Source organism: Rhizobium sp. 01L410 (assembly GCF_056400165.1).
The window spans coordinates 443,911-462,860 of record NZ_JBFTST010000002.1 but is presented as its reverse complement, the minus strand read 5'-3'; the positions used below and the strand labels follow the sequence as shown (position 1 = coordinate 462,860).

General features: G+C 61.1%; 21 protein-coding genes and 1 riboswitch. Of the genes, 12 read left to right on the top strand and 9 right to left on the bottom strand.

Features of this window, described 5'->3' with window-relative positions; all coding sequences use genetic code 11:
- Positions 1-156 precede the first annotated feature (156 nt).
- From lipB to sugE, 10 genes are all read left to right on the top strand, one after another.
- The gene (gene lipB / locus AC1DV9_RS06795; RefSeq protein ID WP_112516204.1) at positions 157-870 is read left to right on the top strand and encodes a lipoyl(octanoyl) transferase LipB; all 714 of its coding nucleotides are present in this window, start codon (positions 157-159) and stop codon (positions 868-870) included.
- 57 nt (positions 871-927) lie between these two features.
- Positions 928-1,854: a DMT family transporter gene (locus AC1DV9_RS06790; RefSeq protein ID WP_477946858.1), complete on the top strand. Its 927-nt coding sequence runs from the start codon at positions 928-930 to the stop codon at positions 1,852-1,854.
- Positions 1,855-1,952: 98 nt separating this feature from the next.
- Positions 1,953-2,645: a hypothetical protein gene (locus tag AC1DV9_RS06785; protein WP_477946856.1), complete on the top strand. Its 693-nt coding sequence runs from the start codon at positions 1,953-1,955 to the stop codon at positions 2,643-2,645.
- A 101-nt stretch (positions 2,646-2,746) separates the two neighbouring features.
- Positions 2,747-4,756 (top strand): acetyl-CoA carboxylase biotin carboxylase subunit, encoded by a 2,010-nt coding sequence (locus AC1DV9_RS06780; RefSeq protein ID WP_477946854.1) that lies wholly within the window; start codon positions 2,747-2,749, stop codon positions 4,754-4,756.
- A gap of 111 nt (positions 4,757-4,867) precedes the next feature.
- Positions 4,868-6,130, top strand: a complete 1,263-nt coding sequence (locus AC1DV9_RS06775; RefSeq protein WP_477946852.1) for a zinc metalloprotease — start codon at positions 4,868-4,870, stop codon at positions 6,128-6,130.
- A 122-nt stretch (positions 6,131-6,252) separates the two neighbouring features.
- Entirely contained in the window at positions 6,253-7,380 is a 1,128-nt protein-coding gene (locus tag AC1DV9_RS06770; RefSeq protein WP_477946850.1) for an S-(hydroxymethyl)glutathione dehydrogenase/class III alcohol dehydrogenase, read from the top strand.
- Between the two features lie 104 nt (positions 7,381-7,484).
- Positions 7,485-8,063: an S-(hydroxymethyl)glutathione synthase gene (gene gfa / locus AC1DV9_RS06765; RefSeq protein ID WP_112387312.1), complete on the top strand. Its 579-nt coding sequence runs from the start codon at positions 7,485-7,487 to the stop codon at positions 8,061-8,063.
- 96 nt (positions 8,064-8,159) lie between these two features.
- The gene (locus AC1DV9_RS06760) at positions 8,160-8,627 is read left to right on the top strand and encodes a YaiI/YqxD family protein (RefSeq protein ID WP_477946962.1); all 468 of its coding nucleotides are present in this window, start codon (positions 8,160-8,162) and stop codon (positions 8,625-8,627) included.
- A complete protein-coding gene (fghA, locus tag AC1DV9_RS06755) occupies positions 8,624-9,457 on the top strand; it encodes an S-formylglutathione hydrolase (RefSeq protein WP_477946848.1) in 834 nt (277 codons plus the stop codon). Before AC1DV9_RS06760 ends, fghA begins: the two co-directional genes overlap by 4 nt.
- Positions 9,458-9,613: 156 nt before the next feature.
- Positions 9,614-9,928 carry a quaternary ammonium compound efflux SMR transporter SugE gene (gene sugE / locus AC1DV9_RS06750; RefSeq protein WP_112387309.1) on the top strand — a complete coding sequence of 105 codons (315 nt, stop codon included), beginning with the start codon at positions 9,614-9,616 and terminating at the stop codon, positions 9,926-9,928.
- A gap of 38 nt (positions 9,929-9,966) precedes the next feature.
- Here the strand turns inward: sugE and AC1DV9_RS06745 are convergent, their stop codons facing one another.
- The 7 genes from AC1DV9_RS06745 to crcB form a co-directional block, all read right to left on the bottom strand.
- The gene (locus AC1DV9_RS06745; protein ID WP_477946847.1) at positions 9,967-10,362 is read right to left on the bottom strand and encodes a DoxX family protein; all 396 of its coding nucleotides are present in this window, start codon (positions 10,360-10,362) and stop codon (positions 9,967-9,969) included.
- Between the two features lie 126 nt (positions 10,363-10,488).
- Entirely contained in the window at positions 10,489-12,021 is a 1,533-nt protein-coding gene (locus AC1DV9_RS06740) for an acyl-CoA carboxylase subunit beta (RefSeq protein ID WP_477946845.1), read from the bottom strand.
- A 32-nt stretch (positions 12,022-12,053) separates the two neighbouring features.
- Positions 12,054-12,512, bottom strand: coding sequence for a hypothetical protein (locus AC1DV9_RS06735; RefSeq protein WP_477946843.1), 459 nt, complete (start codon positions 12,510-12,512; stop codon positions 12,054-12,056).
- Between the two features lie 71 nt (positions 12,513-12,583).
- Positions 12,584-13,369, bottom strand: coding sequence for an ATP12 family chaperone protein (locus AC1DV9_RS06730; protein ID WP_477946841.1), 786 nt, complete (start codon positions 13,367-13,369; stop codon positions 12,584-12,586).
- 9 nt (positions 13,370-13,378) lie between these two features.
- Complete coding sequence (locus tag AC1DV9_RS06725) at positions 13,379-14,029, bottom strand: HAD-IA family hydrolase (protein WP_477946839.1); 651 nt, start codon at positions 14,027-14,029, stop codon at positions 13,379-13,381.
- Positions 14,026-15,018: an RluA family pseudouridine synthase gene (locus AC1DV9_RS06720; RefSeq protein WP_112539202.1), complete on the bottom strand. Its 993-nt coding sequence runs from the start codon at positions 15,016-15,018 to the stop codon at positions 14,026-14,028. Before AC1DV9_RS06720 ends, AC1DV9_RS06725 begins: the two co-directional genes overlap by 4 nt.
- A gap of 89 nt (positions 15,019-15,107) precedes the next feature.
- Positions 15,108-15,485 (bottom strand): fluoride efflux transporter CrcB, encoded by a 378-nt coding sequence (gene crcB / locus AC1DV9_RS06715; protein WP_310299912.1) that lies wholly within the window; start codon positions 15,483-15,485, stop codon positions 15,108-15,110.
- Between the two features lie 120 nt (positions 15,486-15,605).
- Here crcB and AC1DV9_RS06710 point away from each other — a divergent pair, with 120 nt between their 5' ends.
- On the top strand, positions 15,606-15,875 hold the full coding sequence (locus AC1DV9_RS06710) for a hypothetical protein (protein ID WP_477946960.1): 270 nt from the start codon (positions 15,606-15,608) through the stop codon (positions 15,873-15,875).
- A gap of 74 nt (positions 15,876-15,949) precedes the next feature.
- On the opposite strand, the gene AC1DV9_RS06705 is transcribed toward AC1DV9_RS06710, so the two are convergent.
- Complete coding sequence (locus tag AC1DV9_RS06705) at positions 15,950-16,936, bottom strand: copper chaperone PCu(A)C domain-containing protein (RefSeq protein WP_477946837.1); 987 nt, start codon at positions 16,934-16,936, stop codon at positions 15,950-15,952.
- A gap of 76 nt (positions 16,937-17,012) precedes the next feature.
- Positions 17,013-17,393, bottom strand: a complete 381-nt coding sequence (locus AC1DV9_RS06700) for a hypothetical protein (protein WP_477946835.1) — start codon at positions 17,391-17,393, stop codon at positions 17,013-17,015.
- A gap of 159 nt (positions 17,394-17,552) precedes the next feature.
- Positions 17,553-17,645: riboswitch (glycine riboswitch) on the top strand.
- 150 nt (positions 17,646-17,795) lie between these two features.
- Here AC1DV9_RS06700 and gcvT point away from each other — a divergent pair.
- The gene (gcvT, locus tag AC1DV9_RS06695; protein WP_477946833.1) at positions 17,796-18,932 is read left to right on the top strand and encodes a glycine cleavage system aminomethyltransferase GcvT; all 1,137 of its coding nucleotides are present in this window, start codon (positions 17,796-17,798) and stop codon (positions 18,930-18,932) included.
- Positions 18,933-18,950 lie beyond the last annotated feature (18 nt).

Sequence of the window (18,950 nt, the reverse complement as noted above, 5' to 3'; positions counted from 1 at the left end):
GATTTGCGTCGGCGAGGCAGCATGTAGCAAAAGCATTTTGGGCGCACAAGAGCGATATGACAGATTTTTTCAAAACAAATCACAGCATTTGAATTGGTTATCAAACGAGGCCATATAGCAGCATGCCGCTGAGCCTTTGCGGCAAGGGAAAAGTCCATGCTGCGTACCGATCTTCAACTCTCCATGTTTCCACAGGCCGGCAACAAACCCGTGCGCTGGCGCATCGCCGATGAGCTGGTGCCCTATGAGCTAGCTGTGGAAACCATGGAGCGCGAAGTGGCGTTGATTGCCGATGGCGGCGACGAGCTCGTCTGGCTCGTCGAACACCCGCCCCTCTACACGGCAGGCACAAGCGCCGATGCCAAGGATCTCGTGCAGCCCGACCGGTTTCCGGTCTTTGCGACCGGCCGCGGCGGTGAATACACTTATCACGGCCCCGGTCAGCGCGTTGCCTATGTGATGCTCGATCTCAAGCGACGCCGTCAGGACGTTCGCGCCTTTGTCGCAGCCCTCGAGGACGTCGTCATCCGCACGCTCGATTCGATGAATGTCCGCGGCGAGCGGCGCGAGGACCGCGTTGGCGTCTGGGTGCGGCGGCCGGAAAAGCCGTTGCTGCCGGATGGCACGATGAGCGAGGACAAGATCGCCGCCCTCGGCATCCGCCTGCGCCGCTGGGTGACCTTTCACGGGCTGTCGCTTAACGTCGAGCCCGATCTCGATCATTTCACCGGCATCGTCCCCTGCGGGATCTCCGCCTATGGCGTCACAAGCCTCGTCGATCTCGGCCTGCCGGTGATGATGTCAGATGTCGACATCCGTCTGCGTCAGTCGTTCGAATCGGTTTTCGGAGAAACCATCTCGGACGCCTAGGTGATATTGATCCGGCGCGGTTCCTGTGGTTGATGGCTGTGTTTCCGAAAGCGCAGCATGTCTCAGCCACAATCATACCAGAACCCGCTCCAAGGCATGGCCATCATGGCCAGCGCCATGATCGTCCTGCCGGCCATGGATGCGATCGCCAAATATATGGCGACGTTCGAATCGATGTCGCCGGGCCAGATCACGTTCTACCGCTTCTTCTTCCAGCTGGTCTGCACGCTGCCCCTGCTTCTCTATATCTTCCGCTGGAAGGCATTGTCGGCCAAGCGTCCGTGGATGAACCTGTTGCGCGGCGCGCTACACGGCGCAGCCAGCCTGCTGTTCTTCGTCGCCGTCAAATACATGCCGCTCGCCGATGTCTTCGCCATCTATTTCGTCGAGCCGTTCATGCTGACGGCGATGTCGGCGATGTTCCTGGGTGACAAGGTCGGCTGGCGGCGCTGGACGGCCATCGTCGTCGGCTTCGGCGGCGCGATGATCGTGATCCAGCCGAGCTACGAGATCTTCGGCCTGAAGGCGCTGCTGCCGGTATTCTGCGCCTTTCTTTATTCACTCTACCTGTTCCTGAATCGGGCGATCGGCGATGCCGATTCGCCGCTGACGATGCAGACCATGGCCGGCATCGGCGGCACGCTGTTCATGTCCGTGGCACTTGCGGGCGGTGCAGCCGCAGGCATTCCGGATTTCGAGATTTCGCTGCCCTCGTCCGTCCTCGGTCTGGTCCTGCTTCTGCTTCTCGGAACGATCTCTGGCTACGCCCATATGCTGATCGTGCGCGCCTTCCGCCTGGCGCCGCTCTCGCTGCTTGCTCCATTTCAGTACTTCGAGATCATCTCGGCAACGGTTCTCGGCTACGCGCTGTTCAATGATTTTCCCACACTTTCCAAGTGGATCGGCATCGCTATCATTGTGGCCTCGGGGCTTTTCATCATCTGGCGCGAGCGGGCGCAGTCGAAGTCTGTCAATTCCGTCTGAACGGCGCGGCATTTCGTTAACTGTCGTTGTTCAGGGATCTTCAATTCGCCCGCGCTAGAACCGTCTCCGGCCTCATGATGAGGTTCTGGAGACAAAAAATGAGCGAATTTCGACTCGCTTTCCCGGCATATGTCATCGCCGGAAAGCATCGGCTTGCCGCCGACGATATCGGCCTTTTGCGCAAGCACAGCTTTCCGGACGGCGTCCGGACATCCGACGACGTCGTCGTCATGCTTGCTCTCAACAATTCCTGCCCCGAAAAATGCCAGGAATGGAACGCGTTCTTCGTCGAGAACCTGGCAGGATTCATCGTCAATTACACCTATCCGCAGGGCTCGCTCGACGCGATCAACGTTGCCTGGATCATGCGCATGTTTGCGACTGACGGCGTCGTCAATTCCGCGCTCGAGCTGGAGCTCGTGCTGCACATCATGGAGATTTCCTCCCATGTGCCGGACGAGCTGCGCGCCTTCGCCCTCGATCAGCTGCGCCTTGCGATCACCGATAATGTCGGCGGCTACAAGCTTTCGCGCGCCGTCGATCGCAAGGGCATCACCCGCCAGGATATCGATTTCGTCATGCGCGTGCTGCGCAATGTCAGCGAAGGCGGTGTCATTCCGGTTTCTCCGGTGACTCATGGCGTTCTCAGGCGGATCGAGACGGAGACCCTTCCCGCCTCGAACCATCCCCGCTGGGTGGAAATCATGCGGGCGCTCGAACTTCGCGACTATCACCAGCCGCGCACCAGCCGCTGGCTACGAATTGTCGACGACGAGCAGGCGGTCGCCTGACCCCACGCCATAAAGCTGAATATCTGCAAGGCTTTCGCACGATTGTGCGTTCTGAAGTTTCTGCGTAGAACTTCAGGACGCATTTTTCGGGTGGAGTCTGCATGTTCAAGAAAATCCTGATCGCGAATCGCGGCGAGATCGCTTGCCGCGTGATCAAGACTGCGCGGCGCATGGGTATCCTGACGGTCGCAGTCTATTCCGACGCGGATCGGGACGCGCTTCATGTCGAAATGGCGGACGAAGCCATCCATATCGGCCCCGCCCCGGCCTCGGAAAGCTATCTGGTGGCCGAGAAGATCATCGCTGCCTGCAAGGAAACAGGCGCCGAAGCCGTACACCCCGGCTACGGCTTCCTCTCCGAACGCGCCTCCTTCTGCGAAGCGCTGGAGAAGGAAGGCATCGTCTTCATCGGACCGAAGCCCAAAGCGATCCTCGCCATGGGCGACAAGATCGAATCAAAGAAATTCGCCAACGCCGCGAAGGTATCCACGGTCCCCGGCTATCTCGGCGTCATCGAAGATGCCGTCCATGCCGAAAAGATCGCCGGCGAGATCGGCTACCCCGTCATGATCAAGGCCTCTGCCGGTGGCGGCGGCAAGGGCATGCGTATCGCCTGGAGCGAGAGCGAAGTCCGCGACGGTTTCGACCGGGCACGCTCTGAAGCAAAGAGTTCGTTCGGCGATGACCGCGTCTTCATCGAGAAATACGTCGTCGATCCCCGCCACATCGAGATTCAGGTACTCGCCGACGGGCACGGCAACACCGTCTATCTCGGCGAGCGCGAATGCTCGATCCAGCGCCGCAATCAGAAAGTCGCCGAAGAGGCGCCCTCGCCGTTCCTCGATGAAAAGACCCGTAAGGCCATGGGCGAGCAGTCTGTCGCGCTTGCCAAGGCCGTCGATTACCAGAGTGCGGGAACCGTCGAATTCATCGTCGATCGCGACCGCAACTTTTATTTCCTGGAAATGAACACCCGGCTGCAGGTCGAGCATCCGGTGACCGAACTCGTCACCGGCATCGATCTCGTCGAACACATGATCCGCGTCGCTGCCGGTGAAAAGCTGCCCTTCGTGCAGAAGGACATCAAGCTCAACGGCTGGGCGATAGAAAGCCGTCTCTACGCCGAAGACCCCTATCGCAACTTCCTGCCCTCGATCGGCCGCCTGACGCGCTACCGCCCGCCTGAAGAAGGCAAGCAGGGCGACGTGATCGTCCGCAACGACACCGGCGTTTATGAGGGTGCCGAGATTTCCATGTATTACGACCCGATGATCGCCAAGCTCTGCACCTGGGCGCCGGACCGGCTGGCGGCTATCGATGCGATGGCCGAGGCGCTCGACGCCTTCGTCGTCGACGGGATCGAACATAACGTCCCGTTTCTTTCGGCACTGATGAAACATCCACGCTGGCGCGAGGGCCGCCTGTCGACCGGCTTCATTGCCGAGGAATATCCCGATGGCTTTGCCCCGTCCGAACCTGACGGCTGGCAGCAGACTGCTCTCGCAGCCATCGCGCTCTCGGCATCGCTGATCGAAACGAGCCGCCGCGAGCGCCACGCCGACCGCCTGCGTGCGGCCAGCAGCGATCTGCGCAGCGACTGGGTGGTCAGGATTGGCAAGGACTATGTAGGCCTCTCGCTGACGGAAGGCCATGTCACCATCCCCTTCGACATGGGGATGAATGCAGGTGGCAGCGAAATCCAGGTTGTCACCACTTGGAGACCGGGCGAGCCCGTCTGGTCCGGAACGATCGGCGGCGTCAAAGTCATCGCCCAAATCCGCCCCATCCTGAATGGCTTGCGGATCGACTGGCAGGGGCTTTCTGTCCGCACAAAGACCTTTACCCCCCGCCACGCGGAACTCGACAGGCTGATGCCGGTCAAGCTGCCGCCCGATACGTCGAAACTCCTGCTCTGCCCGATGCCCGGCCTCGTCGTGTCGATCTCGGTGTCCGAAGGCCAAGAGGTCAAGGCCGGCGAAACGCTGGCGGTGGTCGAAGCCATGAAGATGGAAAACGTCCTGCGCGCCGAGCGCGACCTTGTCGTCGGCAAGGTCAAGGCGAAGCCGGGTGAAAGCCTGGCCGTCGATGCCGTCATCATGGAATTCGCCTGACCCATTCCGGGACAGCCGCAGCCTCTGACGGCCTGAAAGCCAAGGATTTTTGTTAAGACGCCCGCTCTATGATGAGCCGTTTTCGTCCTGTGGCTGGGGCCGGAGTTGCGAATGACGGCCCTTCAATCGGCAGGCTTGCTGCTATCGATCAATCTTGGCTTGCTGTGGCTGTTGATGCGTATGCCACTCGGGCAGCGCACGATCAGCGTCATCAGAACCCTCCGTTGTCCGCCTGACACGCTCTGGAAGGCGATCAATCCCGCTGGGGAAGCCGCTGATTGGCATCACGCCGTCATCAGCAGCCGGCCGATCGCACATCGTCCTGGATCCGTCGAGCAGGTTTACAGTCATCTCGACCGCAATGGAGAGCCGCTGCGCCGCGTCCTGGCACTCGACCCGCTCCCGGCTGGCGGCGTTCATGCCTTCCGCTCCCGGATTACCGACGACAGCACGCTCGATCCGCAGTTCTGGACGCATTACACCGAGAGCCGCATCATCAGGGCAACGCCCCAAGGGTCCACACTAGAGATCAGTCAGACCGACCACTATCGCGGTCTTGCTTTTCTGCTCTTCCGCTATTTCGTTCTGCAGCGGGAGGTAAGGTCGCTGCAGGGCTGGCTGGAAACCGGCATTTCGAAGCCACAGGGTTACTTCGAAGGTCCGTTGGTGCAGACAAGCCTGGCGATCCTCTCGACGCTGCTGCTCTGGCCATTCTTCGGGCTCAACGTCAGCGGCCTGATGATCTCCACCTTTCTCACGCTGGTCATCGTGCTCCATGAGCTTGGCCATATGGCTGCCTATCGCGCCTTTGGACACAAGTCAGTGCGGATGATCTTCGTCCCCCTGCTCGGCGGTATCGCCATTGGCGGGCGGCCGTACAAGAATCTCTTCGAGGTCGCAGCCTGCGCGCTGATGGGCGCCGGCATGTCGGCTTTCCTCGTGCAGATCGTCATCACCGCATACCAGGGGATCGGTCATGGCCTTTTGCCTGCCAGTTTCGGACGGCCACTGCTTGTCTTTCTGCTGATCCTCGGCGCCTTCAATCTGCTGAACCTCCTGCCCATGCATCGCTTCGACGGCGGACAGGTTCTGCGGCAGATCTTCCGCACCCGTCATTCGCTGATGGTGGCAAGTTTCGCGGTCACAGGCTGCATTCTGGCGATCGGCTGGGAGATCGGACTGTCGAACAATCTGCTGATCGCCGGCCTTGTTGTCTTCATCCTGCTGAGCATGATCGGCTCGGGATCCGTCAAGCCGCGCCAGAAGCTTGATGAGATGAATGACGGCGAGCGGATGCTTGTGGCGTTCGGGCTCTATGCGGCAATCGCCATGCACGGCTATGCCATTATTTTCGCGAGCGAAAACCTCTTCTGACGTTTGCGGCAAACTCGCTGCCGCATCCCGGACAAAGTGTCTTTTGATCAAGCTTTTTGCTTGAGCCTCCCTCACCCGGCGTGCCAATGTCCGCCATCAAATCATGTGAGGGAGATCAGACGATGGACGTTCGCGCCGCAGTCGCCGTTCAGGCCGGCAAGCCGCTTGAGGTCATGACAGTTCAGCTAGAGGGACCACGCGCCGGAGAGGTGCTGGTCGAGGTGAAGGCGACTGGCATCTGCCATACCGATGATTTCACCCTGTCGGGCGCCGATCCGGAAGGCCTCTTCCCGGCAATTCTCGGTCACGAAGGTGCAGGCATCGTCGTCGATGTCGGCCCCGGCGTCACCTCGGTGAAGAAGGGCGACCACGTCATTCCGCTCTACACGCCGGAATGCCGCGAGTGCTATTCCTGCCTGTCGCGCAAGACCAACCTCTGCACATCGATCCGTGCAACGCAGGGCCAGGGCGTGATGCCCGACGGCACCTCGCGCTTCTCGATCGGCAAGGACAAGATCCACCACTATATGGGCTGCTCGACCTTCTCGAACTTCACCGTTCTGCCGGAGATCGCGCTCGCCAAGGTCAACCCCGACGCCCCCTTCGACAAGATCTGCTACATCGGCTGCGGCGTCACCACCGGCATCGGCGCCGTCATCAACACCGCCAAGGTCGAAATCGGCTCCACGGCGATCGTCTTCGGTCTCGGCGGCATCGGTCTGAACGTGCTGCAGGGCCTGCGCCTTGCCGGCGCCGATATGATCATCGGCGTCGATATCAACCCCGACCGCAAGGAATGGGGCGAGAAGTTCGGCATGACACATTTCGTCAATCCGAAGGAAGTCGGCGACGACATCGTGCCCTATCTCGTCAACCTGACGAAGCGCAACGGCGACCTGATCGGCGGCGCCGATTACACGTTCGATTGCACCGGCAACACCAAGGTCATGCGTCAGGCCCTCGAGTCATCGCATCGCGGCTGGGGTAAGTCTGTTATCATCGGCGTTGCCGGCGCCGGCCAGGAAATCTCGACGCGTCCGTTCCAGCTGGTCACCGGCCGCAACTGGATGGGCACGGCCTTTGGCGGCGCGCGCGGCCGCACCGACGTGCCGAAGATTGTCGACTGGTACATGCAGGGCAAGATCCAGATCGACCCGATGATCACCCATACGATGCCGCTCGAAGACATCAACAAGGGCTTCGAGCTGATGCACAAGGGCGAAAGCATCCGGGGCGTCGTGGTCTACTGAGGAGAGTGATGCGGAATGCGGTTCGACGTTGAAATCGCCTGCGGCTTTGTCGCAAATCGATCCTGATTTGGGAGCCGTGGGCAGCTGAGGAGGAGAAGCTGAACATGGCAAACCAGGTATCGATACACCCGCTGCTCGATGGCGGGGTGAAGAAGGGGCAGGCGAATTTCAACGGCGGAACGCTTGTCTGCGCCTGTACGGACAAGCCCGTGAAGGTGGCGGTCAAGGGCACCGTGCTGCACAACCACGCCTGTGGCTGCAGCAAGTGCTGGAAGCCCAAGGGCGCCGCATTCTCGATCGTGGCAGTGGCGGCGCATGAGAATGTCTCGGTGCTGGAGAATGGCGACAAGCTTCACGTCGTCGATCCCGAAGCGCTGATCCAGCGCCATGCCTGCAAGCAGTGCGGCGTTCACATGTACGGACCGGTGGAGCGCGATCACGCGTTCAAGGGGCTGGATTTCGTCCATCCCGAACGCTTCCAGGAAAGCGGCTGGCCTGAACCGGGCTTTGCGGCTTTCGTCTCCTCGATCATTGAAACCGGCACGCCGCCTTCAGCGATGGCGGGCGTGCGGGGCAAGTTCAGGGAGATCGGCCTGGAGACCTACGACTGCCTCAATCCGACGCTGATGGACGTCATTGCCACCTGGGTGGCAAAGAAGGCCGGCACACTGAAAGAAGCCTGACATCTTGAACCGATGGCAGCCGCCGGACTATGAGAGCCGAAAGAAAGAACGCTACGCGGTAACGCGTGGCGTTCCAGCAAGAACAGATTGAACTTCATGATCTATGTCGATGCAGACGCCTGCCCGGTCAAACCGGAAATCCTGAAGGTTGCCGAGCGCCTCGGCATCGAGGTCACCTTCGTCGCCAACTCGGGCCTGCGCCCGTCGCGCGATCCGATGGTGAAGAACGTCATCGTATCCAATGCGTTCGACGCGGCTGACAACTGGATCGCCGAGCATGCAGGTCAAGGTGACGTCGTCGTCACCGCCGATGTACCGCTTGCCGTGCGCTGTGTCGCAACCGGCGCGCTCGTCAGCGGCCCGACCGGACGCATCTTCGACGACACCAATATCGGTATGGCGAGTGCCATGCGCGACCTCGGCGCCCATCTTCGCGAGACCGGCGAGAGCAAGGGCTACAACGCCGCCTTCAGCCCCAAGGACCGCTCACGGTTCCTGGAAACATTCGATCGTCTCTGCCGGCGCGCCAAGGCCGCCAGCCCCAATACGGACAATCAGCCATGAACATCATTTCCCAGGCGACCGCCTTCGGCGGCATGCAGGGCGTATTCAGCCACGCTTCGGAAGCTTGCAACTGCGACATGACCTTTGCGGTCTTTGTGCCGCCGAAGGCGATCAAGGAGCCCTGCCCGGTGCTCTGGTATCTCTCCGGCCTCACCTGCACCCATGCCAACGTCATGGAAAAGGGTGAATACCGGCGCATGGCTGCAGAACTTGGCTTGATCATCGTTTGCCCCGACACCAGCCCGCGCGGCAACGATGTCGCCGACGAGCTGACAAATTGGCAGATGGGCAAAGGCGCCGGCTTCTATCTCGACGCAACGGAATCGCCTTGGGCCGAGCACTACCAGATGTACACCTACATCACCGAAGAGCTCCCTGCCCTGATCGCCGAACAGTTCCGCGCCGACATGCGCCGTCAGGGCATCTTCGGCCATTCGATGGGCGGCCATGGTGCGATGACCATCGCGCTGAAGAACCCGGAGCGTTTCAGGAGCTGCTCGGCCTTCGCGCCGATCGTTGAACCTTCGACGGCCGACTGGTCGGCCCCTGCGCTCGGAAAATATCTCGGCACGGATGAGACCAAATGGCGCCAGTATGACGCCTGCGCGCTGGTAAGCGATGGCGCACGGTTCCCGGAGTTCCTGATCGATCAGGGCAAGGCCGACGGCTTCCTGGAAAAAGGCCTGCGCCCCTGGCTGTTCGAAGAGGCGATCAAAGGCACGGACATCGGTCTGACGCTCCGCATGCACGAGCGCTACGACCACTCCTACTACTTCATCTCGACCTTCATGGACGACCATTTGAAGTGGCATGCCGAGCGGCTTGGGTAAGGCGCAAGAAACGGGTGGCATGGCAGCTATGCCAATCCCTACCTTGAACTCGGCCGTTACTCCGCGCATATAGAAATCAACGCAGACGACTGCGGCGTCCGATCCCTCGGGCGCAAATGTCGCGGGGACGGCCTCGCTCTTGAAAAGGAGAGTAAGATGGCCTGGTTCCTGCTGTTTCTAGCCGGACTTTTTGAATGTGGTTGGGCGATCGGTCTGAAATACACCGATGGCTTCACCAAACCCATGCCGACGATTTTCACCGTTATCTCGATGGTGATCAGCGTCGTGCTTCTGGGGCTGGCGGTAAAGACACTGCCGATCGGCACGGCTTACGCGATCTGGACCGGAATCGGCACGGTCGGCACGGTCCTTCTTGGTATCTGGCTGCTTGGCGATCCCGCCACCGCATCGCGCCTTGCCTGCATCGCACTGATCGTCGCAGGCATCGCGGGGCTGAAGCTCACCGCATGAGATAAAAACGCCGCGGGCCAAAACCCGCGGCGTCTTCTTTAGGCGTTGCGCTTGTCCACCGATAGCGCGCCAGCTCCGGCGAAAACCAGGAACAGGAAGATGAAGCAGAACAGGATGGCTTCACCGCCGCCGTTCACCGCCGGATAGAAGCCGCGCGGGAAATGCGCCATGAAATAGGCGATCGCCATCTCACCGGACAGCAGGAAGGCAACCGGGCGCGTCAGGAAGCCGACGAGAACGAGCAGGCCACCGATAACCTCAAGCAATGCGGCAACGAGGAAAAGCGGCGGCAGCGAACCACCCTCGCCTTGCGGGATGGGAAAAGCCAAAAGCTTCATCGTGCCATGCTCGATAAAAAGCAAAGCGGTGAAAATTCTGAGCGCAGCCAGCGCGAAGGGTTGGTAGGCGTTCAGGCGATCAAAAATACCAGACATAAGGACTCTCCTTTTAGGGGCGCAAGAGCGTTAGCGCGTCGCCATTCCCAAGAAAAATCACGGAATGCCAACGTCTATTCACTTCTTCGACAGTGCGTAAACAGCTGAAAGGACAGTTTTATTCGCTCATAACGGAATGTTGTCATGCTTCTTCCAGGGATTGGAGAGATCCTTGTTTCGCAGCATCTTCAATCCGCGCGCCAGACGACGGCGCGTCGAGTGCGGCATGATCACCTCGTCGATGTAACCACGCTCGGCGGCAACGAAAGGCGACAGGAACCGGTCCTCGTACATTTTCGTATGCGCCGCGATCTTCTCGGGATCGGCAATATCCTTGCGGAAGATGATCTCGACCGCGCCCTTGGCTCCCATGACGGCGATCTGCGCCGTTGGCCAGGCGTAATTCAGGTCGCCGCGCAGATGCTTCGACGCCATCACGTCATAAGCGCCGCCGAAAGCCTTGCGGGTGATCACCGTCAACTTCGGAACCGTCGCTTCGGCATACGCAAACAGCAGCTTTGCGCCATGCTTGATCAGGCCACCATATTCCTGCGCCGTCCCAGGCAGGAATCCCGGCACATCGACAAAGGTCACCAGCGGAATGTTGAAGCAATCGCAGAAGCGCACGAAACGCGCCGCCTTGCGCGATGCATCGCTATCGAGCACGCCCGCCAGCACCATCGGCTGGTTGGCCACGAAACCGACCGTACAGCCCTCGATGCGCCCGAATCCGCAGACGATATTCTTGGCGAAGCTCGCCTGAATCTCGAAGAAATCGCCCTCATCGGCGACCTTCAGGATCAGTTCCTTGATGTCATAGGGCTTGTTGGCGTTGGCGGGCACAAGCGTATCGAGCGACTCGTCCGCCTCTGTCACCGGCTGGTAACATTCGATTTCCGGGATCTGCGATGTGTTCGACAAGGGCAGGAAATCGATCAGGCGGCGCACCTGCAGCAGTGTATCGACGTCGTTGTCATAGGCGCCGTCGGCAATCGACGAGCGCGTCGTATGCACGGAGGCGCCGCCGAGCTCTTCGGCTGTGACTGTCTCGTTGGTCACCGTCTTGACGACGTCAGGCCCGGTGACGAACATGTAGGACGTATCACGCACCATGAAGATGAAATCGGTCATCGCCGGCGAATAGACATCGCCGCCGGCGCAAGGCCCCATGATGACGGATATCTGCGGGATGACGCCCGATGCCAGGACGTTGCGCTGGAACACTTCCGCATAGCCGCCAAGCGCCGCAACGCCCTCCTGGATGCGTGCGCCGCCTGCATCATAGATACCGATGACCGGCGCGCGGTTCTTCAGCGCCATGTCCTGCACCTTCATGATCTTCTCGGCATGCGCTTCCGAAAGCGAGCCGCCGAAGACCGTGAAATCCTTGGCGAAGACGAAGACGGTACGACCGTTGACCGTGCCCCAGCCGGTGACGACACCGTCGCCGGCAAAGCGGGTCTTCTCCATGCCGAAATCGGTGGAACGGTGCTCGACGAACATGTCGAATTCTTCGAAGGAATCTTCATCGAGGATCAGGTCGATTCGCTCGCGGGCCGTCAGCTTGCCACGCTTGTGCTGCGCATCGATGCGCGCCTGCCCGCCGCCAAGCCGCGCTTCGTCGCGCCGGCGCTCAAGCTCCTCGAGAATTTCCTTCATGAAAACGCCTCCTGCCGCCAGCGCGGCATTGATCAGCCGCGCCCGGCCGTCAGCTTGAATGCCGAGCGAAGCCGCGCGGCAATATCTTCTGCGAGAATCTGATCGGCCATCGCAGGATCGTTGGCGAAGCTCGACACGTCGAAGGCCGAGACACCGATCACCGACCCGTCGTCGACAGAGGCAGCATCGGCGGTGATCTTCGCGACGTTGCGGTTGTTGTCGAAGCCCTGCCCCTTGGTGACGGAAACAATGCGGATCGTCAGCACGACGCGCGGATAGACGTCGGTGCGGACCGTGGCATTGATGGCAGCATTGACGCGGTCACTGATGCCTGACAGCAGAGGCCCGGCGATCCCGGGGCCACCGAGGACCACGGCACTTCTGACGTCATATACAGGGGCTGGCGGCTCGCTCGAACCCATGCCGGCGCAGCCGGTCAAGGCAGCGCAGATGGTCGCTATCTGGCAAAAACACAACCGCAGCCACTTCATTGAAAAACCCTGCACCCATCCCCAATCAGGAGTCGCAGAGTTCGTCATTATGGCGGTCAAAGCAATATGTTTCAGGCCCTTAGCGCCAAAAAAACATCCGCCGACGCCTTGAAGTCCTCGAAGCGCTTGGCGCGGCGCTCTTCGGCTTCCTCGTCGCTGCCCCAATGCTCGATCGTCCAGTCCTCGTCAAGATGCGCAAGCGACCAGGCTTCGTCCATCGTCAGGTGCCGCTCGGCAAAAGCCAGCGCCAGAATTGCCGATCCAGTCAGCGTCGTCATCGTATGCAACGCGGCAAGCGCCAGCGCGCTATTATGGCGGCGAAGCGTCACGTCGAAAGCCGCGATGGCGTCACGCGGCTGCTCATGATGGATCACGCCCTCGATCAGCAGGAAGCGCGCACCGAGATCGCCGGCTGCCCAGTCGAGCACCGGATCCCAGCGCTCGGCCTGCCGCTGCACCAGCAGCTCCGGCTGGTCGGCGCGGTAGCAGAGAAGATCGGTGGAGGAAAAGCGCACGATATCGTCGAATACCGCCTGTGTGTCGGTCGCCACACCGTCGAGCGCCGTGTTCACCAGCCGCGTCACAGGCATGGTCGCCGGATCAATCACCTCGGCCTGCGCCTGCCATTCGGCAGAGAGCAGATCGGCAAGCGGCTTGGTCGGCACGGCAAGGATCTGCTTGGCGGGCGTGCGGACAGGCCGGCCGTCGAGCAGAATCGCAAATCCGGCGTCCTGTTCGGCAACGGCAACGTCCTTGTAGAAGCGCTTCGGCAGCGGCTTCTTCATCTGGATCTGCGCGCGGCGGATCGGATCGGGATGGCTGAGTCCTTCGGAAAGGTCGTTCAACAGGTCGCGCATGGCGTCACCTCAAAAATGGTCGAGCACGTCGTTCGGATGATGGGCGATGGCATCGGCACCTGCAGCAATCAGCTCATCGACACTGGCATATCCCCAGGATACACCGATCGCTTTGGCGCCCGCGGCCTTCGCCATCTGCATATCGTAAATCGCATCGCCGATGACAACGGTATCCGCAGCATTCATCCCGGTTTCGTCACAGCATTCCGTCACCATGGCCGGATGCGGCTTCGACGGGCAGTCGTCGGCGGTGCGCGAAACGATGAAAAGCGGGGTAAAGCCATGCGTCTCAAGAACGCTGACGAGGCCGCGCCGGGACTTGCCGGTCACGGCACCGATCAGGATATCGTCGCGCGCCGCAAGCGCAGCGATGACGGGCTTGATACCGTCGAACAGCGGCACATCCATGCCGGGTTCGCCGCGCACGTCCATGTAGATTTTCTTGTAATGCGCGGTCATCGCCACCGCCTCGTCATCGACATGCGGTTTGCCCTGCATCCGGGCAATGGCGATATCGAGCGTCAGGCCGATGATCGACTTGGTGCTTTCGATCCCAGGCCTTGGATGGCCGAAGGCCACGAAAGTCCGGGCCATAACTTCATGGATCAGCGCAGCACTGTCGACAAGCGTGCCGTCGCAATCGAACAGGGCGAGCTTCATTCGTAGTCTTCCCGATCCGCCTCTGCGAGGTCGAGGCCGAGCAGGTTCCAGGTCTGCACCATATGCGGGGGCAGCGGCGCGGTGACCCGCAGACGGCCGCCGTTCGGATGAGGAACGTCGATCTTGCGCGCATGCAGATGCAGCTTCTTCTGCACGCCGCCGGGGAAATCCCAGTTATGGTCGTCGTCGAAATATTTGGGGTCGCCGATGATCGGGTGGCCGATATGCAGCGCGTGCACACGCAACTGGTGCGTACGCCCGGTATAGGGCTCCATCTCCAGCCAGGCGAGGTTCTGCGCTGCCGTTTCGCGCACCTTGTAGTAGGAGATCGCGTGGTCGGCCCCCTCCTCGCCGTGCTTACAGACCCGCATGCGGTCACCGTCCGGCGTCTGCTCCTTGACGAGCCAGGTCGAAATCTTGTCCTCGTGCTTGCGCGGCACGCCCTTCACCAGCGACCAGTAGGTCTTTTTGGTGTCGCGCTCGCGAAACGCCGCCGTCAGCTTCTGCGCCGCGCCACGGGTGCGGGCAATCACCAGCACGCCCGAAGTGTCGCGGTCGAGCCGATGCACCAGCCGCGGCTTCTCGCCTTTGGGGCTAGTCCAGGCCTCGAGCATCTTGTCGATATTGCGCGTTACGCCCGATCCGCCCTGCACAGCAAGGCCAGCCGGCTTGTTGAGCACGATCACCTTGTCGTCCTCGTGCAGAACCATGCGCTGCAGCAATTCGTAGTCGCCACCATGCTTCAAATCGTGCCCGGCGATCGGAGTGTTCTTCTTGGCGTCAACGTCTATCGGCGGAACGCGCACCACCTGGCCGGGCTGCACCCGCGCATCGGTCTTGACGCGGCCGCCATCGACACGCACCTGGCCGGAGCGCAGGAGCTTCTGGAGAGGGCCGAAGCCCAGGCCCGGAAAATGGATCTTGAACCAGCGATCGAGCCGCATGCCCGCCTCGTCCGGTTCGACGGTGATATGTTCAATGCCAGCCATGAAAGTACTTTCGGAAAGAGTTGCCAGCGCCAGGCGCGGCCTTTGCCGGTGGCTTTAGAGCATTTTTGTCGAAAACGGAAACCCGAATCTCAGATCAGCGCCCGCATCAGCGCAAGACCGGCGACAACGGCGGCCATCGAGAGACCGACGCTGGCAGCGATATAGACGCCGCCAAGCACGGCTTCGCCGCGTTCGAAAAGCGAAATTGCGTCTAGTGAAAAGGCTGAGAACGTCGTGAACCCGCCGAGGAAGCCGGTGATCAGCAAGAGCCGCAACTCTACCGACGCATTGAAACGGCGGGCGATCATCTCGGCAAAGACGCCGATGACGAAACATCCGGCGACATTGACGATCAGCGTGCCCCACGGAAAGTTGGGACCCCACAGCCTGAGCGACCACTGGCCGACGAAATAACGCAGGAGAGAGCCGAGAGCGCCACCGGCGGCAACGAGAAAAGCCTGGAACATGGCTCTGTTTAGCGCAGCAGAAGAGCATTTCCAATCGTTTCCCGGTAATTCCGGCAGATCGGTAAAATGCGAGTATTTTCCTTAGCCGGGAGCCAACGCCACACCGGTATCGTCGAAAGCATGACACAGGTCGTGACCATATCGGCAAGCACTGCGGCTGCCGCCTTCGACTCGTTGCGGATCGCTCCGCACGTTCCGGCAAGCATGGCCGCGAAGGATGCCCGCAGGATTGCCGAGCGCCAGCTGCGTGGCGTCGAAGCGGCCGACGAACATGAAGAAATGCCGAACATCATCCAGTCGACCGAAGTGGCGCTGGACCTGATGACCAAGGGCAACAAGCAGCCGCAGGCAGGTCTGCAGCACGCGCTCAAATCCTACGAAGACTTCTAACTTCTGTCCCCGGAAGGCAGAAAGGTCCGCGGTCTGTGACGCGGGCCTTTTTGTTGAGTGCCTTGACGAACGTTTTACTTGCCCTGCGCCGAGAGCACCTTCAGCGTCACATCGACCTTGCCCGCCTTTTCAAAGGTCAGCGTCACCGGAACTGTGTCACCCTGCTTGAAGGGCGCCGTGACCTTCTGGAACATCAGATGCAGGGCGCCGGGCTCAAGCTTGACGGTTCCGCCCGCAGGAATGGCGATGCCACCCTTCAGCTCGCGCATCTTCATGACATTGTTCTCGGTCTTCATCTCGTGCATCTGCACCTCGCCGGCATTTGGCGACGTGATGGCGACAAGCGTATCATCGCTCTTGCCGTTGTTCTTGACCGTAAAGAAGCCACCGCCGACAGGTTGGCCCGGAAGCATCGCCTTGGCAAAGGCGCCGGATATTTCGAGATCGCCGATCTTCGCCTCGTCGCCCGCGGGCGCCGCCATGGCCATTCCGGCCATGCCGCTCATGTCCATGCCGGCCATGTCGTCGTGGCCATGGCCGTGATAGCTGCCCTCGACCACCTTCAGCACCGGCGCCGGGCTCTTCAGCTTGTGCGGATCGCTGCCATCGGCGGCGATCTGATCCCAGGCCTCGACGGTATCGCCGCAGAGCTGCGTGACCGGGAAAGCCAGCGAGGTGCCGGCATCGACGCCGGAGACCTTACCCTGGATCACGAAGGTGTCGTAGAAATCATCGGAGAGATTGCCGCCCTTCCAGCGGATCTCGATCGCGCCCGACTTCACCGGCGTACCGTGATTGTCGTAGCTCTTCTTGTAGTCGCCCTTGATGACCTCGAGCTCCCAGCCGGCCTTCGGCTGCGGCTTGGCGAAGACGAAGCCTTCCGGCAGCTTCACCTGCACTTCATTCGTCGGCTTGCCGTCGCAGCCATGCGGGACCTGCAGCGTTGCCAGGATGGTGGCTTCCTGCGGCGCCTCGGCGTCGAGAAAGGTCACATGAGCGCTGGCGGCCGTCGCGGCAAAGGAAAGGGCAGCGGCAAGGCCAAGGGTTTGAACGGTTTTCATCTGATGTCTCCTCGCCGGCATCCGCATCGTCTTGGCGGGCTCCGGCATCATATTGCATTTCGGTTCAGGTTGGAGATCAGGCCAGAACCGGCGGCCCCCGTGATTTCGGCTGCGCCACGGCGCGAAGCGGCAGTGCCGCGATATCGCTCGTCAGGCCGTTCTCGACCGAGGCAAAATCGAGCTTCAGCCATGCGGCAGCATCCGGCGCGGGCAGGATCACCGAGGCAGCGAGGCGGCAGACGTCGCAATTCGGCCCCATCGGGATCCGCTTGCCTTCGTCATCCTTGACGGTGACGCAGAGCGAGGCGAAGGAACCGTCAGGCAGTGTATATTCGGCAGCGTTGTAAAGCGGCTCAGCGCCGAGTTGCGGCAGCTGGTGCCCAAGGCCGAGCAAAAGCAGGCTCAGCGCGCAGATCATGCGCGTCAGCATCCCGGCTTTCCGGCTCCTTGCAGTCATCCAATCCCCTCACCGCTGGTGTCGCGATTAATCACTTTATTGGCGAAAAGCAAAAGCCGATTTGCCGCAGAATGCAATTCGCGCCGGGGCGGCGCGACAAAAATTTGCTCGGTGGCGACATTCCCCTCTTGCCAAGCACCCGTTCCGCCCGATAATTGCCGCAACCTTGTTGGGAGAAGCTGGTTTGCAAGAACCAGTGCCGAAGGAGCAACCGCCCCGGAAACTCTCAGGCAAAAGGACCACAAGGGGCAGACGGAACTCTGGAGAGAAGCGTTCGCGAAACGCTCGCCGAAGGGATAACAATCTCAGGCGCAAGGACAGAGGGGGCTCGATAACGAGGCGTAACTGCGCCTTCATTTGAGCCCGCGCATGGACTTCCACGCGCAACGACCGGAGGCGTCATTGGACGATACTGCTGCCCTCAAGAAAACCCCGCTTCATGCGCTGCATCTGTCGCTCGGCGCCCGCATGGTTCCCTTCGCAGGCTACGACATGCCGGTGCAATATCCGGCCGGCGTGATGAAGGAGCATCTGCAGACCCGCCAGGCTGCCGGCGTCTTCGACGTTTCGCATATGGGCCAGGTCATCGTGAAGGCGAAGACCGGCAAGTATGAGGATGCAGCCCTCGCGCTCGAAAGCCTCGTACCCGTGGACATTCTCGGTCTCGCCGAGGGACGCCAGCGCTATGGCTTCTTCACCGACGACAATGGCGGCATCCTCGACGATCTGATGATCACCCATCTCGACGACCACCTGTTCGTCGTCGTCAACGCCGCCTGCAAGGACGAAGACGTCGCGCATATGCGCAAACATATCGGCGACCGCTGCGACATCACCGTGCTCGACCGCGCGCTCGTTGCGCTGCAGGGACCGCGCGCCGTCGATGTGCTTGCCGAACTCTGGGCCGATGTCGCGGCCATGAAATTCATGGACGTGCGCCACTGCCGCCTGCACGACGTTTCCTGTCTCGTCTCCCGTTCGGGCTATTCCGGCGAGGACGGCTTCGAAATCTCCATTCCCGCCGACAAGGCCGAGGATGTCACCAAGCGGTTGCTTGAGCATCCCGATGTCGAGGCAATCGGCCTCGGCGCCCGCGACTCGCTCCGCCTCGAAGCCGGTCTCTGCCTCTATGGCAACGACATCGACACGACGACGACGCCTGTCGAAGCGGCCCTCGAATGGGGCATGCAGAAGGCCCGCAAGACCGGTGGCGCCCGCGCCGGCGGTTTCCCCGGTGCTGCCCGTATTCTATCCGAACTCGACAACGGCGCCACGCGCCGCCGCGTTGGCCTGAAGCCCGAAGGCAAGGCGCCGGCGCGCGGCCATGCCAAGCTCTACGCCGATGCCGAAGGCAAGACCGAGATCGGCGAAGTCACGTCCGGTGGCTTCGGCCCGAGCGTCGAGGGACCCGTTGCCATGGGCTACGTGCCCGTCTCGCATGCGGCTGCCGGAACCGAAATCTATGCTGAAGTGCGCGGCAAATATCTGCCGATCACCGTCAGCGCCCTGCCCTTCATCACGCCGACCTACAAACGCTGAACCTTTTCCAGAGAGGAC

Excerpts from the sequence above, each read along its gene's own strand:
- AC1DV9_RS06725 (WP_477946839.1), bottom strand. The coding sequence starts at position 14,029 with ATGAAGCTCGCCCTGTTCGATTGCGACGGCACGCTTGTCGACAGTGCT.
- gfa (WP_112387312.1), top strand. The coding sequence starts at position 7,485 with ATGGCAAACCAGGTATCGATACACCCGCTGCTCGATGGCGGGGTGAAG.
- AC1DV9_RS06730 (WP_477946841.1), bottom strand. The coding sequence starts at position 13,369 with ATGCGCGACCTGTTGAACGACCTTTCCGAAGGACTCAGCCATCCCGAT.
- AC1DV9_RS06785 (WP_477946856.1), top strand. The coding sequence starts at position 1,953 with ATGAGCGAATTTCGACTCGCTTTCCCGGCATATGTCATCGCCGGAAAG.
- AC1DV9_RS06775 (WP_477946852.1), top strand. The coding sequence starts at position 4,868 with ATGACGGCCCTTCAATCGGCAGGCTTGCTGCTATCGATCAATCTTGGC.
- AC1DV9_RS06720 (WP_112539202.1), bottom strand. The coding sequence starts at position 15,018 with ATGGCTGGCATTGAACATATCACCGTCGAACCGGACGAGGCGGGCATG.
- AC1DV9_RS06745 (WP_477946847.1), bottom strand. The coding sequence starts at position 10,362 with ATGTCTGGTATTTTTGATCGCCTGAACGCCTACCAACCCTTCGCGCTG.
- fghA (WP_477946848.1), top strand. The coding sequence starts at position 8,624 with ATGAACATCATTTCCCAGGCGACCGCCTTCGGCGGCATGCAGGGCGTA.
- crcB (WP_310299912.1), bottom strand. The coding sequence starts at position 15,485 with ATGTTCCAGGCTTTTCTCGTTGCCGCCGGTGGCGCTCTCGGCTCTCTC.
- sugE (WP_112387309.1), top strand. The coding sequence starts at position 9,614 with ATGGCCTGGTTCCTGCTGTTTCTAGCCGGACTTTTTGAATGTGGTTGG.
- AC1DV9_RS06740 (WP_477946845.1), bottom strand. The coding sequence starts at position 12,021 with ATGAAGGAAATTCTCGAGGAGCTTGAGCGCCGGCGCGACGAAGCGCGG.
- AC1DV9_RS06735 (WP_477946843.1), bottom strand. The coding sequence starts at position 12,512 with ATGAAGTGGCTGCGGTTGTGTTTTTGCCAGATAGCGACCATCTGCGCT.
- AC1DV9_RS06710 (WP_477946960.1), top strand. The coding sequence starts at position 15,606 with ATGACACAGGTCGTGACCATATCGGCAAGCACTGCGGCTGCCGCCTTC.
- AC1DV9_RS06790 (WP_477946858.1), top strand. The coding sequence starts at position 928 with ATGTCTCAGCCACAATCATACCAGAACCCGCTCCAAGGCATGGCCATC.
- AC1DV9_RS06705 (WP_477946837.1), bottom strand. The coding sequence starts at position 16,936 with ATGAAAACCGTTCAAACCCTTGGCCTTGCCGCTGCCCTTTCCTTTGCC.
- lipB (WP_112516204.1), top strand. The coding sequence starts at position 157 with ATGCTGCGTACCGATCTTCAACTCTCCATGTTTCCACAGGCCGGCAAC.
- AC1DV9_RS06780 (WP_477946854.1), top strand. The coding sequence starts at position 2,747 with ATGTTCAAGAAAATCCTGATCGCGAATCGCGGCGAGATCGCTTGCCGC.
- AC1DV9_RS06770 (WP_477946850.1), top strand. The coding sequence starts at position 6,253 with ATGGACGTTCGCGCCGCAGTCGCCGTTCAGGCCGGCAAGCCGCTTGAG.
- AC1DV9_RS06760 (WP_477946962.1), top strand. The coding sequence starts at position 8,160 with ATGATCTATGTCGATGCAGACGCCTGCCCGGTCAAACCGGAAATCCTG.
- AC1DV9_RS06700 (WP_477946835.1), bottom strand. The coding sequence starts at position 17,393 with ATGACTGCAAGGAGCCGGAAAGCCGGGATGCTGACGCGCATGATCTGC.